Source organism: Maribacter corallii (assembly GCF_047345415.1).
Taxonomy (GTDB): Bacteria; Bacteroidota; Bacteroidia; order Flavobacteriales; family Flavobacteriaceae; genus Maribacter_C.
This window is the reverse complement of record NZ_JBLFEP010000003.1, coordinates 610881-626727: the sequence shown is the minus strand read 5'-3', so window position 1 is coordinate 626727 and position 15847 is coordinate 610881. Positions and strand designations below refer to the sequence as shown.

At 42.3% G+C, this 15847-nt stretch carries 14 protein-coding genes; all 14 read right to left on the bottom strand.

Going from position 1 to position 15847, the window contains the following annotated elements:
* Positions 1-258: 258 nt before the first annotated feature.
* Positions 259-1020: a LytR/AlgR family response regulator transcription factor gene (locus ACKWCA_RS12665; protein ID WP_413978571.1), complete on the bottom strand. Its 762-nt coding sequence runs from the start codon at positions 1018-1020 to the stop codon at positions 259-261.
* The gene (locus ACKWCA_RS12660) at positions 1001-2035 is read right to left on the bottom strand and encodes a histidine kinase (protein WP_413978570.1); all 1035 of its coding nucleotides are present in this window, start codon (positions 2033-2035) and stop codon (positions 1001-1003) included. Before ACKWCA_RS12660 ends, ACKWCA_RS12665 begins: the two co-directional genes overlap by 20 nt.
* Positions 2032-3069 carry a sensor histidine kinase gene (locus ACKWCA_RS12655; protein WP_413978569.1) on the bottom strand — a complete coding sequence of 346 codons (1038 nt, stop codon included), beginning with the start codon at positions 3067-3069 and terminating at the stop codon, positions 2032-2034. The genes ACKWCA_RS12660 and ACKWCA_RS12655 overlap by 4 nt, the downstream gene beginning before the upstream one ends.
* Before the next feature lie 204 nt (positions 3070-3273).
* Positions 3274-4731 (bottom strand): hypothetical protein, encoded by a 1458-nt coding sequence (locus ACKWCA_RS12650; RefSeq protein ID WP_413978568.1) that lies wholly within the window; start codon positions 4729-4731, stop codon positions 3274-3276.
* A 168-nt stretch (positions 4732-4899) separates the two neighbouring features.
* On the bottom strand, positions 4900-5757 hold the full coding sequence (locus ACKWCA_RS12645; protein WP_413978567.1) for a phosphatidylserine decarboxylase: 858 nt from the start codon (positions 5755-5757) through the stop codon (positions 4900-4902).
* A gap of 447 nt (positions 5758-6204) precedes the next feature.
* A complete protein-coding gene (locus tag ACKWCA_RS12640; protein ID WP_413978566.1) occupies positions 6205-6945 on the bottom strand; it encodes a LytR/AlgR family response regulator transcription factor in 741 nt (246 codons plus the stop codon).
* Positions 6935-8023, bottom strand: coding sequence for a sensor histidine kinase (locus ACKWCA_RS12635; RefSeq protein WP_413978565.1), 1089 nt, complete (start codon positions 8021-8023; stop codon positions 6935-6937). Before ACKWCA_RS12635 ends, ACKWCA_RS12640 begins: the two co-directional genes overlap by 11 nt.
* Before the next feature lie 223 nt (positions 8024-8246).
* Entirely contained in the window at positions 8247-9428 is a 1182-nt protein-coding gene (locus tag ACKWCA_RS12630; protein ID WP_413978564.1) for a serine hydrolase domain-containing protein, read from the bottom strand.
* 85 nt (positions 9429-9513) lie between these two features.
* Positions 9514-10542 carry a helix-turn-helix domain-containing protein gene (locus ACKWCA_RS12625; protein ID WP_413978563.1) on the bottom strand — a complete coding sequence of 343 codons (1029 nt, stop codon included), beginning with the start codon at positions 10540-10542 and terminating at the stop codon, positions 9514-9516.
* Between the two features lie 206 nt (positions 10543-10748).
* Complete coding sequence (locus ACKWCA_RS12620; protein ID WP_413978562.1) at positions 10749-10967, bottom strand: hypothetical protein; 219 nt, start codon at positions 10965-10967, stop codon at positions 10749-10751.
* Positions 10968-11334: 367 nt separating this feature from the next.
* On the bottom strand, positions 11335-12180 hold the full coding sequence (locus tag ACKWCA_RS12615; RefSeq protein WP_413978561.1) for an MORN repeat-containing protein: 846 nt from the start codon (positions 12178-12180) through the stop codon (positions 11335-11337).
* 33 nt (positions 12181-12213) lie between these two features.
* Positions 12214-13044 carry a DUF2490 domain-containing protein gene (locus ACKWCA_RS12610; protein ID WP_413978560.1) on the bottom strand — a complete coding sequence of 277 codons (831 nt, stop codon included), beginning with the start codon at positions 13042-13044 and terminating at the stop codon, positions 12214-12216.
* 2 nt (positions 13045-13046) lie between these two features.
* On the bottom strand, positions 13047-14996 hold the full coding sequence (locus ACKWCA_RS12605) for a hypothetical protein (RefSeq protein ID WP_413978559.1): 1950 nt from the start codon (positions 14994-14996) through the stop codon (positions 13047-13049).
* Positions 14997-15121: 125 nt separating this feature from the next.
* Positions 15122-15847: a class I SAM-dependent methyltransferase gene (locus ACKWCA_RS12600; RefSeq protein ID WP_413978558.1), complete on the bottom strand. Its 726-nt coding sequence runs from the start codon at positions 15845-15847 to the stop codon at positions 15122-15124.

The window sequence follows — 15847 nt, the reverse complement described above, 5'->3', positions numbered from 1 at the left end:
ACTGTGGATGTAACATTTACCGCAAAGGTATCTATATGTAATTGCAGACCAATTCATACCGGAAAAGAAATCCTTCACGCCATGGCGGTAATCGTTTATCAAATAGTCATTATCCATTGAGGGAAAGAAACGGTTGTTGAAGGAGAACTACAAGAATAGAACGTTCGCGCTGTTGATATTTCAAAACTCCCCCAAAGCCAAACGATAAACGCTCACTGTTTTCCAATGGGGTTTTACTTGTATGCTCCTCTTGTGTGGTTATCCCATACCCTCGAACCATTGTTTGAATTGGGATACTTTTTCGCGACTGACGACGACTTCCCCATCCATTTTCGGGACTAGATTTAGTTTAAGACGCCTATTGGAATACACAATAACATCATCGATAGCATGAATTCCGATGATAAAACTCCGATTGGTTCTATAGAACAATTTGGGGTCTACAAGTCCTTCCAAGCTCTCAAGGGTATATTCGATCAGGTATTTTTTACCATTACTTCTTTTTAAATATACATCACGGCCTTCGGCATAAAAGTAGGCGATGTCGATGGTGGGTACCGAATGAATATGATTGCCAATACGCACCAAAAAACGGTCTTTATAGGTTCGTTTGCCTAGCTGGGTCGCCAAATCACCGATATTCATAGGTTGTGCCAACTGTGCCCGCATCGACTTCAATTTGGTTAGTGCTTTTGAAAGATCGGTGAAGGTCACGGGCTTTAGTAAGTAATCAATACTATTGACCTTGAAGGCATCAATGGCGAACTCATCGAAAGCCGTAGTAAAAATAACGGGCTTTTTCACATCAATTTGTGCAAATAGCTCAAAACTAAGACCATCGCTAAGCTGCACATCCATAAAGAACAAATCAACCGACTCCTGATGGTCTCGGATCCAAGGCACTGCAGCCTCCAACGAGGTCAGGGTGGCCAAGACTTCGATATCTTCGTTACACTTCAGTAGGTACCGTTGCAGCTTCTCTGCCGCTAGGGGCTCATCTTCAATCAGAACTACTTTCATCAAAGCTCAATTTTGGGATTTCTATTATTTTATAAGGAGGTTCCTCAATAATTCGCACTGAACAATCCGAGTAGAACCGATAATTTCGCGCGATATCACACAAGGCCGCATCGGTAAACCGTGCGCGCAATACTTCCTCCGGTTGATATTGTAATCGTAAACTTTCCTCGGTTTCCATGAGGTTTAGGGTAAGTTGCCGCATGGAGGTAGGAATGGTACTTCGCATGATTCGTTCTACAATGGCCAGCAGACTGCCCGGAACCACCCAGGTCTCCCCTTCCGTGAAAATGTCCAAACCGATTTTCCGATACGGTAAAGAAGATAATAAGGGCAACAACTCGTGAAGGACATTTATTTCCTCTGACAATCGAACCAATTCCCGATTCTTTTTCGCCAAAATATATCGATAGACGCTGGAGAAATGATCGGACAGCTGTTCTGCCTTTTCCGGGTTTCTTTTCATCACCACCAACAGGCATTCTAAACTTTCGAACAAGAGCTCCGGATTCACACCTCGCTTGAATTCCAGAAAGTCCTCCTCCACCTGCTGCTTTTCCGCAATTTCCTCCGCAACACGTTCCGTATTTACCTTATATAGAAACTCGTGGCTTACGTACAAGACCATATAGATGAAGGTTATCACTGAAAAAATACTGTTGAATATCACAAGTTCCTTAGTATTGGGCGTATAGGCCAATACCATTTTGAAATAGGCATACATTGCTCCGGTGACTAAAAAGATTCCTATAGCCAACGTAGATGCGATTTGCACTGTTAATTTCCAGAAATACGTAATGTCTAGTTTTAGTCGCTCGAAAAGCACTAAGGAGAGGCGGGAATACTCCTGAATCAAATACGCCAAACCGATACATACATAGAGCTCCTCCCCCAAAAAAGCTTCCTGCAATTGCCCAATATTGTTATTGACCAATAAAATCAACAAGTACACCAAAGTGCCACTGAACAAGGGGCTCAAGAGGCGAAATAATGGATGATGTACAAACAGTTTTTTCATGTAATAATAGGCAGTTGTACCTTAAAAATATCGGTGTCGGTCACTTCAATGGTTTTGTCGGTCAGCAATTCATAACGTGAAGCAATATTTCGAAGCCCTATCCGCAATGATTCCATTTTGGGCCGCTTGGCGGTTTTATTGTTCGTTACGGTTATTTTTCCCGTATCGGCCCCGATCGTCAAGGTCAAGGGTGATGAGGGTCCCATAACGTTGTGCTTCACCGCATTTTCAACCAGCATTTGCAATGTCAAAGGAGGTATTTTACTTTCTAGTACCTGGGCGGGAAGGTTTAGATCTAAGGTGAGGTATTCTCCGAAGCGAGTACGAATCAAAACGCAATAGCTATTGACAAAAGTCAGCTCCTCTCCGACAGTAACCAAAGGGTCATCATACTTGTTCAAGACATACTCATACGAGTTACCCAACGCCCGTATAAACGTTTCGGCCTTTTCGGTGTCTTTCTGAAACAAAGAGGATAACGTATTCATACTGTTGAACAAAAAATGTGGACTTAATTGCGATTTCAATGCATTGAGTTGTAGTTGGGTCTGTTTGCGTTTTAATTGAAGTGCCAACAATTGTCCTTTTGAATAATGGTAATACGAATAAATGGCAAAGTAAATGACATTGTAGACCAGAGCGGCGCAGAAAAGCAGAATTCCGATTTTGATCAGAACATCATTGGTGTCTTCTACAAAGAGCGAGGATTCCGAATACAATCGCTCGTAGCCCCAAAGGGTCCCGTAGACTAATACAGCGCTTAAGAGCGTATGGATGAGTATACCGGCGAGTAGACGCAGACCAGGCTGTTGCCGCCACGGAATCATTGTATTTATCGCAGAATTACTGAAATAGGCTGTATAGGCAATACAGATTCCTAAAATTGCGGTATATAGAAGTTCCCAAGTATTCTGAAAACCATTAAAGTGAATAAACCCATAGCCGAGGTAACCTAGTAGGAACCCGATTGGAATCAAGAGCAGATGCTTTCTCACGTGTGGCTGGTATAAAAAGTCTTTTGAAATCCACTTCATGCAACCAAAATACTCATTATTATGCTTCTATAATACGAGTACCTTGGTGCTTGCAATGAAGGCTCAAGTAAATTAGCTTGGAGCAAGCCTGTCTGCCGACAAAGCCAGGCTCATGAGATATTATAGGGGAAATAGGTTAACATATCCACTCCCAACTATCAGACGGGCAGGCAAGTGTCGGCCCATGACCATCCGATGATCTGATTATTGTATGGCTCGTATGGCCTTCCCGTAATGTAATTCGGATGAAATGCTATTGCAGGCCTCGCGGTAGGCCTCCTTGATGGTACTATCACCGTTCCGTACCGCTGGGGCAAAAGAAATCAAGGTATTCGATTGGTGGTGATCGGACCCGATACTCCTGGTCGCATCGAGAATTTGGGTCAGTTCCCCATCGGTAAAACGCTCCTTTGACAATTCATTGAAGACCGAAGATTGATGAACATCCGATGACATTCCCTTTAAGGCCCGTAGTAGTACCGTCAAACTTTCTCCATCCAAGGCCTGTTTTTGAACCACCTTTTTCAAGACGGTGGCCTGATGATGGTCTGAACTCATATTATCATGCGCTAGTTCAAGTAATTCCCCTAAGGAGTTACTATCAAGCTTGTTATCCAACAATTCAGATAGAACGCTGGCACAATGATGATCTGAACTGATATCACTCATCGACCTTAGAAAAGCACTATACCCGCTTTTCGATAGCTCTGCGGTAGCAAGTGCGGTTTTTAAGACCTGGGCCTTGTGGTGATCAGAGTTGATATCACGGGAAGCCGAAATCAAAAGTTCAATGTTCTCGTTGCTCAACGAACGGTTTTTCATCACTTCCCTGAGTACGCTAGCTTTATGATGGTCTGAGTTGATATTCTTGGTAATCGCAAAGAGGGATTTCATTTGTGCTTCGGAAATATCTCCGTCACGAATGGATCTTTTAAGCACATCTGATTGGTGATGATCCGAGTTGATTTTCCCAGTGGCTTCAATATAGGCGGCTGTAGTGGCATCCGAAGTTAAAAAGGCCTTCGTATTGTGCTTTAGGATCTGTGCTTGATGGTGATCAGAGTTGATATCGGAGCCCACTACCCTTAATATGGATATCAAATCGCTATTTTGGGGGTTCTTGTCCAGCAGTAATTTGATATAGGCCGATTTGACATAATCACTGTCGATAAGATCCACTTCCCTTAAAACAGCAGTAGTTCCCCCTTGGGTATAAAAGCGATCAACCCGTTGCTTGGCAGCAAGTGTTGATGAGCGCAATACATCGGGAAGTACTTCCGCAAGCCATGCTTTTCCTTCATTGGCAAAGGGTTCCTCCGAACTGCCGATATAGTATTTCTTGATGAGTCGTCCGTTGTTATCCGACTCCATAAAAATGCGCCTCCGACTACCGAATGCCGATTTTTTAATTTCCATATACCCCCCATTGGATATGGCGATGACGTCCTTATCGTCATCCGAGAGTGTAATTTCCCCCTCGTATTCCAATGAGAAACTATGGCGCTTGCCATTTTTAACCGAAATGGTCGTCTTGCCATTGCGGCTATTCACATTAACCGATGTATGCTTCGATTGGGCCTGTGAATTTTCCGTCGAGAGTAGCAATGCTACCAACAGCAACTTAAGAAGTAATCCCGTAAAAAATTTGGTTACGTTGATCATGATTGTTCGTTTTTTGATTGATGATACCGCAAAGATGATTGGTTTTTCAATACTGTTCAAACGAAATGTAATGAACTGAACGATCGCTGTAGTGAATTGTACACCCCGTATCCCCTACCTACATCAGAGGGACAGTAACAAGAGGGTAAAAAAGGGAAATGGATAACCTTAGTAGGTATCGCCAACGGCCACGAAACTATTTTTTACATGGTATCGTGGTGTCAGCGGAGCCGCCATACAACAGGTAGACCCTAAATAGAACAAAGCGATCTGCTCTAATTTTTGAACCTTGACGCCCACCTGAAGATGATCTGGAAGGGCTATCGTGCCCACTGCAGGACCACCAACAATGGACAAGTACCAGGTACGCCCTTTGGTATCTACAATGTCAATGTTATAGCGTTCATTGCGAAGTGCTGGCAATGATGGGTTTTGTTTATAAATCCAAGGACGAAGCACGATTAAATCACCAGGCACATGTTGAATTCGACTGATTGTACCGGTAATGGGCGCGTGGATACGATGATAGTTTTTATTGTGCAAAAATACATTTGTGAAGAAATAGTCTTTGGGTATGGCATGATCCCCTACTTGAAAAATAGAAGCGATACTTCGTTTATCGGACTTTACTCTTGAAATAGCGGTAGTTGCCACAGTGCCCATATCACAAAGTAGACCTTCGCAAGGCCAAATGTAGGGGCTTGTATTCTTCGGAAGTGCTCGAAATTCCCTTGTGAAAAAGTCCTGAAAATTATCAAAATCTTTCTTGCCATTGGGAGGTTTGAAGTGTTGCAAATAGTTCTTGTCACTATAGTTGATTCTTAAATAGGGCTTGATGATCTTCTTGGAGTAGGGTTTGGTATAGATAGATGAATACCACGCGGACAGTCTACGTTGTACCATGCTCGGCAAACTACCCCATAGTTGTACAGAAATAAATTGATACATGGCAGCCCGCCATTGCGGTACTTTAAAAACAGTAAAATGAATGTTCGATTCGGGCGCGGCGTGTGAGATAAACTGCATAGATTACACTTTTTAATTAAAGGTGCTCTTAGCTCGCGTCCAACTACCACTAACGCTTAAAAACCTTGAGTAAGAACACCTTATTTTGGGTTGATCACATATTCCCATGCATGTTTCGTGCTATTGGTGGTATGCGGTTGTCGAACGTCTTTTAAAACGTGATGAAGGTTTTAGTATAAAGACTGTCCGTTTTTAATTGATAGGGTAAAGAAAGGATGTTCTGTAGCTTTAGTCAAGGCAATTTAGCGAATGACCCGCTTTATTGCGGATATGACTTTTGAGGGGCGATTTACGACGAAAACCGTTCAAAATCGGCCGTTCGGCGCTTTAAAAGTCATTGACCCTTCATTTAAGGAATGCTTAACAGAAAAGAATGTGAAAAAATGGAACGACCCCTCTTTAAGGAAGGATAAACCTATTGAAAAAGTGAAAAAGGGAGCGACGTTCTTATTTCCGTAACATGTCCAAGGCTTGAGATCGGTAATTTCGTCCAATAGGAAGTTCACGACCCTTAACCTCGACCATAATGTTGTTATAGGCCGTAATATGCGTAAGAGAAATGATATAAGACCGATGTATGCGCACAAAATGTGGTTTGGGAAGCTTTTCCGCGAGATAACTAATCCGTTGCGAAGTGACCACCTCTTTGTCCTCTAAATGAATGATGACCTTATCATTTAGGCTTTCAAGGTATCGAATACAGCCCAAGTCTAATTTTACCACCTTACGGTCTGACTTGATGTAGAGAAATTCGGGTTCAGGTGATGCAGGCGGATTTTTTCCCGAATCCTCCTCTCCCTCGGTAATGTGTTCATTCTGGGGGCCTTGAAGGTATTTGTTCACTTTAGAGATCGTCTTCAAGAAACGCGTCAAGGAAATCGGCTTTAGAAGATAATCGATTGCATCAAGGTCAAAGGCCTTTATGGCGAATTCCCTATAAGCCGTGGTGAAAACCACCAACGGTGGGTTCTTAATCGATTCGATAAGCTCCAAGCCCGTTAGCTTGGGCATTTTTATATCCAAAAAAACCAGTTGAATATGCCCTTGCTGTATGTATTCAAAAGCCTCTAGGGCATTGCCACAACTGGCCACCACCTCCAATTGGTCGATCTGTTGTGCATGGGTCACCAAAACATCCCGGGCCAAAGGCTCGTCATCGACAATGATGCACTTTATTTTATTTGACATTCTCTTTTCGCATTACTTCCGATATAGTACTTAAATCGATGGTCAACTTTGCCAAAAAGCTATCTGTTTCTTCCAGTATCTTGAGTTCATATTTTTCCGGGAAGAATAGCTCCAGCCGTCTTTTTACATTGGTCAGTCCGATATTCTTGTCAGCATCAAGGCTTTCTTCGACCTGAACCGCACTTTTACTATTTTCCACCATGAACACCAAATGGTCTTTTACCAATTTGATATCGATAGTGATCCATGAATCATTGATTTCATTGTCCGCGCCATGTTTAAATGCATTCTCCACAAAAGGTAACAATAATAGCGATGGAATCAAGGTCTCCGTATTATCTATCGATTCCGAAACCTCAATGCTGAGTCCTTCTTCATAACGAATACGTTCAAGGGCAACTAAATTCATCAATTGTTCCCATTCCTTTCCAATGGAAATAAAACGTTCATTACATTCATACAGCATATAATCAAGAAATTTTGACAGGCCCAAGACCACCTCAGGGGTCTTTTTGGATTGTGATAACGAAAGGGAATAAATACTGTTCAGGGTATTGAATAAAAAATGTGGATGGATCTGTGCTTTTAAAAACTTGAGTTCGGTGGCTGCTTTTTCCTTTTCCAGTTCCTTGTTGATCTTGTCTTTTTGATAGTACGTTAACTGCAACTTGATGGCCATTGCTACAAAAACAGGGGTATATACCGCTACAACGGAGTTAAATACCTTGGGTACGTACAACATGGGAGTTCTCCAATATTCTTTTTCAGGGCTAAACCAGTGGTAGATATAGGTCCAGACCATATAACGGTCCATCATCCCCATTGCGACCGCCAAAATGATGGATAGTATGACGTACTGCACCGTTTTTTTGGGGTATAAAAACTTCGGCATTAAATAATACAGCGTAATATAGGTAGGGATCATCTTCCAAGGCAGAAGAAACAACAATTGCTGAAATTGTGCCCAATAATCCTCATCATAGCTACCCCACATCAAGGTGTATAGCGCAACGTAGCACATCCAAAAAAGGATGTGGTAATAGATTCTGTTTTTACTATGTAAGACCTTATCGATCATTCGTAATGATTCAACAGCAATTTCAGGTGAAATTACTAATATCCGATTAGCTTATAAAATAAGGAAACCAAACAACCTCCTTTTGACCGTTAACGTACATTTTATGCCCGTAAACGTTTTCTTGAAAGGTCTGATTCGGGAAAACGTCCTATGATCTATAGCCTTTTCGACCAAGGTAAGATTAAAACGGATAGCTCATTTTGGGGTAGTACCTCAAAATCGATCAATTGACCATTTCCGACACTAAAGTGATGAAATCTTCAAAGGTATCCGTGTTGTAGTTGAAATCCAATGGGTCGGCGCAGCGAACCGCGACGAGCTCTTTCTCCGGAATTATTATCAGATAGTTGCCGCGATAACCTTGTGCATAGTAGGCTATAATCTCCTTACTATAGATTCTTTTGCTCGAGGTAACCGATTCGGGCAGTTCATGATTTAATATTTGGTTCCAAGAATCACCGAAAACCCTATTCAAGGCGTTATAAAAGTCAATTTTATTTTCATATAAGACCCCTTTCAAGGGTCTAATTTTTTTTAAAAAGTCTTTTGACACTCCTGCATCAAGCCAAGAGTTCCAAATTTCCTTATCTATGATTCGATATTCATATTTGGGTAAGCGCCACCATAACAAGCCCCATATTGGAGTGAAGTCTTGCCCTTGTGACAAAGATTCCCCGATCCAATCTTCACTGACCAACCGTTTGCCATCATAGACCCCCTTTTGCAATACAAGCTGCCCAAATTTTAAAAGATCCGATGGTTTTATGATGAAAGCACCATGGGTCGTCGGATTCCCTTGTTCATCTTGTACCCATTTATAATCGGAAATATTCAACGCCTTGAAAAAGGTATCTACAAAAAAATGATCAAAACGTTTCCCAGAAGCTTTTTCCACCACCCCTGCTAACAAGGCGGTGGCCTTATTGCTATAAAATACGGTACTGCCCGGTGAATTTGTCAATTCTGCCGCCAAGGCCAAATCGATTACATTGCTTACTTTATAGGTTGGTGGCGGTTCCAGTTCGATACTGGCGTTGGCATAGTCTTGTAAACCGGAAGTGTGGTTGAGCAGCATTCGAAGCGTAATCATTTTCTTTTGCCCTTGTCGCCATTCCGGAAACAAACTGTACACTGGTTGATCGAGCGAATCCAATTGGCCGTTCAACAAGAGATTTCCAATGGCAAGACTTACTAACGACTTTCCTGCCGAAGCGATATACATCGGTTTTTCCGGGGTGCCGAAATGGTCTTTATAGATAGTTTTTCCCCGTTCCGTGATGATAACGGCATCGGAATGGGTCTCTTTTGCCCTTATCTTTATTTTCTCTAAAACAGGCTCCTTTATCTGCTGAGCATTGAGGTTATGTACAATTGTGGATAGTAAAACATAAATGGCTATTCGCATGAACGTACGGTTTGATGACGTCCAAAACTAAGAACACCCCGCCGGAATTTGGTTGCCGAAGACATTGCAGGATATCCCCTGTAATCTAATGGTGCTTTTTCAACTGTTTTAAGTATTCGTTCGGAGAGGTCTTTTGTAACCGTTTGAAAATCCTATAAAATGACACATAGTTCTTAAAACCACAGGCTCCCACAATATAGTCCAACGAATATTCTTCATGAAGCCCTTGATGCACCTTTTCCAGGACGGTCTTTAGGCGATGCTCATTTACAAAGTCGTAAAAATTCTTGTCGAACCCCTTATTGATTACCATCGAAAGTTGAGATCTACTCCATCCGATTTCATCGGCTAACATCTGTAATTTCAAGCCAGGATTGAGATAAGGTTTGTTCTCCGTCATAAACTGACCTAATTCAGATGTCAACAGCACGAGTTGGCTTGTTTCGACTTCATTCTTAGGAGTGTTATCGATTTTTGATTCCATCATATAACCGGTATCTCGCAATGCCAGTACTGAGATAAGGATAAAATGAGGAATGAAAGAGAAAAGAATGTAGAGTATTTTATCTACAATCAGCGTATCCGAATCAAAATACTGAATCCCCAATGAAATGGGAATAGCGGTGATAAAAAAACTGGATAAGAACACCTGTTTGTTGGCAAACAGCTGTAATTCCACCTCGTTGGTCGCATATTCATTGTATAGCTGTACTTTATGCTTTTTATTCAGTATAAATGTTTTTACGGAATAGTATGCCGCAAATAAGAGATAGCCCAAAACTAGGATCGGGGGATCATTGATTCCCTCTTGGTGGTACATGGCCAACTTATCTGTATTGGGCATGGTAATCGTTGGAAGAAGCAGTACCAAAATACTAAGCGGAAGGATGAAATGAAGATACCAGTACTTCGAACTACCCGTTAATCGTAACTGAAAACAATACACCAAAGGAAGAAGAAAGAAAAAGAGCGGACTGGTCACGAATAAAAGCTCGGGATACTCCGCCTCTAAGTTCGAAAACCGGATGATGCGCTCCATTAAGATGAGCGCTACAGCCATCAGGAATAAAAAAAGCCAGAGGGAAATCCCATGTCCATAAGTTCTTCTTCTCATCACCAATAGTGTAATGGAAATAAAGGCATTAACAATACCTCCGAAGATTATGAGTGAAGACCAATCAAAGGACAAAGCGCTCTTACTTAAATGATACTATTCTAAAGTAAGCTTATTTTTAAATAAAAACCATTGGTTTTTGGTCTATTCAACAGAACGTAACACAAGAGATCTAAAATTGTTAGGATGTATTTTCCGCACCAAAGCTAATCCACCTCACTAAGGAAATGGTCAATTGGCCAATCAATAGGTTCTTCCCATTCACCTATGGGTTCATTGGTATCCGGACTATCAGTAAAGGAATACTTAATGAAATTATTCTCCAGAAAAATGGAAATTCTTTGCAATTCCTCTATTGTGCCTTTAATTTCTATTTTGGCCATGAGAGCTTCCATCATATCGGCTTGAGCATCCATACGCTTCATTTTTTTACGGGTTAGTATTAAAATGTAACGGGACGTTCATTAACAAAGGCAATTGAACACCTTCATGTGACCGGCTTAAAAGGTTCATAAGGAGGTATTGTAGTGACTCCCCCCTTCTTTTTGAAAGCTATCTCTTCTATAATGTCATTTGAATGAAAATATTGTAAGTCTCCAATACTATTTGTTGTAATGCGAGATTTGCCTTTCATTATAGCATATTAAAGACCTACAACTGTAATAATCGTTGGGTTTTGGCAGTAAATAAGCTTTGAAAACAAGAAGGAGACACTAGTCGTGTCTCCTTATCTATAATTTAATTCCATTAATTTGTGTCCCTTCAAGTAGTGAAGCCCAATGACATCGTATATTACCGCTTATTGACCTCTACCAGTTTATCATCATTCCATTCCCCACCTGCGATGATATCCCCATCGGTTCCAAAGAATTGCCCAGAACCACTACGCTTGTCCTCTTTCCATTCCCCGGCATACTTCTCACCGTTCGGCCAATAATACGTGCCAAAACCGCTTCGTTTGTCGTTTTCATAGTCTCCTACATAGTACTCACCATCAGGCCAATAAAAAGTACCTTCACCTTGACGTTGATTGTCCTGCCATTGACCTTCGTATCGACTTCCCGTATCCAATAGCGCGATACCATACCCGTTGGCCTTACCATTTTTAACTTGGCCTATGTAGTGCAATTGATTTCCCTTCTTACTTTTGAATTTCAAGTATTCACCAAACGACTTCGTGTTCATTTGACGCTTTAGTCGCGCTAGTTGCACCTTTGTTTTTTCCAAAGTGAAATTGAGTGAGTCGTATTTTCTAACTTCCTTGGGAGTAGCCGATTTTTGCTGTGATAAACTATCCATCCGAGATTCTAAATGGGATTTACTGGATACCGCTCCCATTTGGTCATGCAGTAATTTCTCCGCCAAGGCGATACGCAATGGTATTCCCATTTTGTTTTCTTCGCGCGTTTGCATGGAAGCCGTATAGCTTCGGATAGCCGTATCATAGTCACCGCTTAGCAACATGGAGTCGATTTCGGTGAGTTGTTCATATTCACTGACCTTCTCTGTCAATTCCGTCTGCTTTACTTCCGATTCCGTAAGCTGCTGCTGTAATCTAGTCGATTTTGTTAGAAAAAATAGTGCCCCGGCCGCGGTAATGGCCAAAGCGAAATAGAGTAGTGTATTTTTCGTTTTCATATGTAAGCTCGATAATTCGTTGATAGATACGAATTAATCGGTCAAATGGATTTCGGGAAGCTTATTTTTTACCCTTCTAAAGTCTGGAGAGAAGTACATGTGGAAGCGCATGGTCCAACCTTGCTTGTAAATACCGCCATTACTTAGGTCCTGACCCTGCGAATACATGAGTCCGGCAGCAAAGGTGAGGCGTGGGGTCGCAATATACCCCAAGGTAGTCGTTAGACGCAAATCTTCCATCGGACTGGCAACAACAGCCTTGCCGCTCTGCATGATCAATTCCGCTTCAGGGGAGACATAGAGTGTTTTTGGTCTCAATTTGTGATCATTCAATGGAATTTTGGCACGAAACATATACCGCCACCGATTTCTGAAGATGTACTCACTATTTTCGGCGAAACCTTGCGTCCAGCGATGTTCAATGCGAATACGATGATAGATCATGGCCGTATAAAGTGGCATCGCAAATTGATATTGGTGCCAAATACGCCATTCGGGAACTACGTTCCGGTCGACAGAATCCTCATCGGTATTGAAATTGATCCGCACTACCCCACCGAGACTGAAATTGGTCTTTTTCGAATAGATATAGCCAATGGCATGACGGTTGTATATCTGTGCAACTTGCCCAATGAAAGGAGTATCCTCCGTTTCTTGAAAGCGAAAATGGGTTTGGGCGTCCCAGAAAAATCGTTTACCGATCCGAATGTTTCCATAGGTGTTGAACCAAACTTTAGTGGAAGGATCTTTGTATTTTGACAGTAGGGGAAGTACTTCCTTATCTTCCTCCTGTCCGTAGGCCCCTCCACAAGAAATCCATAGGAAAGCCATAAGCCAAATAAAAATCGAAGTCGTGTGTCTCATTTCTATTTTTCTTTGACCGTGGTTTGTCGATGAAGTAATTCCAAAATCGCCCCAGCATCTTTTTCGCGACGTAGCTTGCGTTCCAATTTTCGGGTATCTTCCTCACGTAGAATAAGCATTCGCTGGTTGGTATGGATGATCTGATTGTTCAATCTTTCAACCGTATCACAAGTGAGCTCGGTTTTTACTTGACTCAGGAAGTACGGTACTAGAACATTGAAATAGGCCGCAGTGATTCGCCTTTTTACTTCTTCGTCCATCACTGTCGCCATAAACGGATTCCATATGGAATCTTGATACAATACTTCGATTTCTTCCTTTTGCTGTGGGAGCGCTATAAGCGTCTGGGTCAATTGCGTCAATTGCTCAAGGCAAGTTTTCAAGGAAGTGCCATAGCTCAATTTTTCATCGGCATTTTTCATAGTGGCGTACTGACTTAAAGAAGCATCGGCCAATCTTTTGATTTCTTGAATCGGGACTTTATAGTCTTTTGGAAGCGTTGTCAAAGCTGAATCGATTTGCCGCACCAAGGATTCATTCAGGGCTATGAGGTCTTCTTCCAACCCGTTCAACTGTTGTTGCCGCTCCTCATTGGTCAATTGATCTGAAAGTGTCTCCTTGATCTGTTCAAGACCACGTCGTGCATAAGCACTTAGTCTACCGATACTTGTAAGATCATTTGCTTCAAAATCATCTGCCTTAAAGTCGGCCAAGGCGAATGTTCGTGTCGTACCGGAACTATCGGCAACGATTTGAAGTTCAGGGCTTGGTTTGCCATTGGGCCACAGGGTTTCTATGAATTTAGACCGGTCCACATATTGCAGGATATCCTGCTCGGCATAGGAGACGAATTTTTCAAGAGGTTTTAAAAATCGTTCGTCGATAAGTGCAACAGCATTGTAATTATACAGCGCTTCGTTATCGGAACGTTTTACAATATTGAGATGGCTGTTCTTGAGCAAAGCACTGCCAATGGCCTTTGCAGCTAGAAAGTCGGCCGATATGGTCTTTACTTGGGCCAATTGTGCCGTGTCCATAGGGAAATAGGGCACCTTGACCATAAAATTAGGTCGTAGATTCGAAGGCCCCAATTGCAAAAGCACCGTATCCATTTTGCGGTAATAGGATTCGTTTTCCGCCAGTAAATCCGGTATACCCGTCTGTAACGCCATCGAGGTACCGTTCGCCCTTAACATAGTGCGCACAACCTCCAGATACCCATTGGATAATGGAATCACCTTCTGTTCATCGGATGCCGTGGTAAAGACTTCTACCTCTTGGCTTTTCCCATCCTTTACTACTACCATTCGTCGCAAAACCCCTTCCTCAAAAAACCAACTTTCTACATCTTCTAAGGCATTTATAGTATAAGAGGTCCACTCATCATGTGCGAGCCCGTTTCTTAGGAAACGGCCGACCAAGGTCGCTTCCTGATTTTCAATTCGAAAGTTTTGTTGTGGAATACCCGTCGCGAAGGTAAGGGCGCTAGCGAACAGCGTATTTTGGATCTTAGAGTCCTTGATTTGGTTGACGGTGTACTTCCATGGTCCATCGGGGCGTCCATCAGTCAGTGTACCGGTACCTTCTTCCTGTATTCCACTGATCAAGACCCGGTATTCATAATCGATAACTTCACTACGGCTATCCGTTTGAAATTCTCCAAACTGAAATCCCCAAGAACCGGTTGGTGCGCCCTTGTCAAAACTTCCTTTGAACAAGAAAGAAGCGTCCTCTTTTTCCAGAAGGGCCTCTAGGCTAGAGCGCTGCACTTGAAATGCCCCGTCAAACAAGGTATCTTGGGCAGAGATAATATATTGGTATTGCGCCTTACCCAGATAAGGACCAACTTGCATAGGACCTTCATACGATTGTCGTTCTTGCCCGAAATTCGTCAAACAAGAAAACAAGATGAATCCCAATAGCCCAAGTCGTTTTCTATGAAATGGTATCATTCGGCAAAAAAAGTAAATTTTAATCATATTTCGAGGTATAATACGAAAAAGTGGGGCGTTCGGATTTTAGAAGCCCCGCTTTTTATTGAATACGCTATTTCAACAGGAAAATATTAAGGAATTCTCTATTCTTTAACGAAGATGAGGCAATGCTGCCATGGAAGGTTTCCGATATTCCGCTGAAGTTTGAAACCTGCGCTACCCATTTCGCGCACCGCCTGTTCTTCGGTCATTTTGTGTACCCTTTTAATGGGCACGGCGTCGTCTTCGCCACGATATTCGATGAGGAAGATCCGGCCCTCTGGACGTAAGGCTTTTTTCATGGAAGCGATTATCTCAGCTGGATAGTCGAATTCGTGATATACATCGACCATCAGTATTTTATCGATGGAATTTTCGGGTAAATTGATATTTTCCGCACTTCCTTTTACCGTAGTAACGTTTTGCAGCCCGATTTTTTTCTTCTTTTGTTGGATGGCCTCCAACATTTCATCTTGAATATCCACAGCATAAATATGACCTTTGCGGGCTAAAGTCGCCATTTTAAAGACATGATAGCCAGAACCGGCGCCGATATCGGCAATCGTATCCTCCTCCGAAATACCCATATTCTGTAGTAAGGTAGCGGTGTTTTCCTCGGCCTCTCGTTCGGGGCGTTCCAACCAACCGATACCTTGAAAACCCATGACATGTGCGATCTCACGACCCATATACCATTTTCCTATACCATTGGGGTCGCCCTTCTTATATGTATATATCTCTTTTGGTTTTTGTTCACTTGTCTGGCCAATACACTGCAGACCCAACGATAGAAAACCCAATGCGAACACAACCCCCAATCGCTTTATCAT

Excerpts from the sequence above, each read along its gene's own strand:
- ACKWCA_RS12665 (WP_413978571.1), bottom strand. The coding sequence starts at position 1,020 with ATGAAAGTAGTTCTGATTGAAGATGAGCCCCTAGCGGCAGAGAAGCTG.
- ACKWCA_RS12660 (WP_413978570.1), bottom strand. The coding sequence starts at position 2,035 with ATGAAAAAACTGTTTGTACATCATCCATTATTTCGCCTCTTGAGCCCC.
- ACKWCA_RS12655 (WP_413978569.1), bottom strand. The coding sequence starts at position 3,069 with ATGAAGTGGATTTCAAAAGACTTTTTATACCAGCCACACGTGAGAAAG.
- ACKWCA_RS12650 (WP_413978568.1), bottom strand. The coding sequence starts at position 4,731 with ATGATCAACGTAACCAAATTTTTTACGGGATTACTTCTTAAGTTGCTG.
- ACKWCA_RS12645 (WP_413978567.1), bottom strand. The coding sequence starts at position 5,757 with ATGCAGTTTATCTCACACGCCGCGCCCGAATCGAACATTCATTTTACT.
- ACKWCA_RS12640 (WP_413978566.1), bottom strand. The coding sequence starts at position 6,945 with ATGTCAAATAAAATAAAGTGCATCATTGTCGATGACGAGCCTTTGGCC.
- ACKWCA_RS12635 (WP_413978565.1), bottom strand. The coding sequence starts at position 8,023 with ATGATCGATAAGGTCTTACATAGTAAAAACAGAATCTATTACCACATC.
- ACKWCA_RS12630 (WP_413978564.1), bottom strand. The coding sequence starts at position 9,428 with ATGCGAATAGCCATTTATGTTTTACTATCCACAATTGTACATAACCTC.
- ACKWCA_RS12625 (WP_413978563.1), bottom strand. The coding sequence starts at position 10,542 with ATGAGAAGAAGAACTTATGGACATGGGATTTCCCTCTGGCTTTTTTTA.
- ACKWCA_RS12620 (WP_413978562.1), bottom strand. The coding sequence starts at position 10,967 with ATGAAGCGTATGGATGCTCAAGCCGATATGATGGAAGCTCTCATGGCC.
- ACKWCA_RS12615 (WP_413978561.1), bottom strand. The coding sequence starts at position 12,180 with ATGAAAACGAAAAATACACTACTCTATTTCGCTTTGGCCATTACCGCG.
- ACKWCA_RS12610 (WP_413978560.1), bottom strand. The coding sequence starts at position 13,044 with ATGAGACACACGACTTCGATTTTTATTTGGCTTATGGCTTTCCTATGG.
- ACKWCA_RS12605 (WP_413978559.1), bottom strand. The coding sequence starts at position 14,996 with ATGATACCATTTCATAGAAAACGACTTGGGCTATTGGGATTCATCTTG.
- ACKWCA_RS12600 (WP_413978558.1), bottom strand. The coding sequence starts at position 15,847 with ATGATAAAGCGATTGGGGGTTGTGTTCGCATTGGGTTTTCTATCGTTG.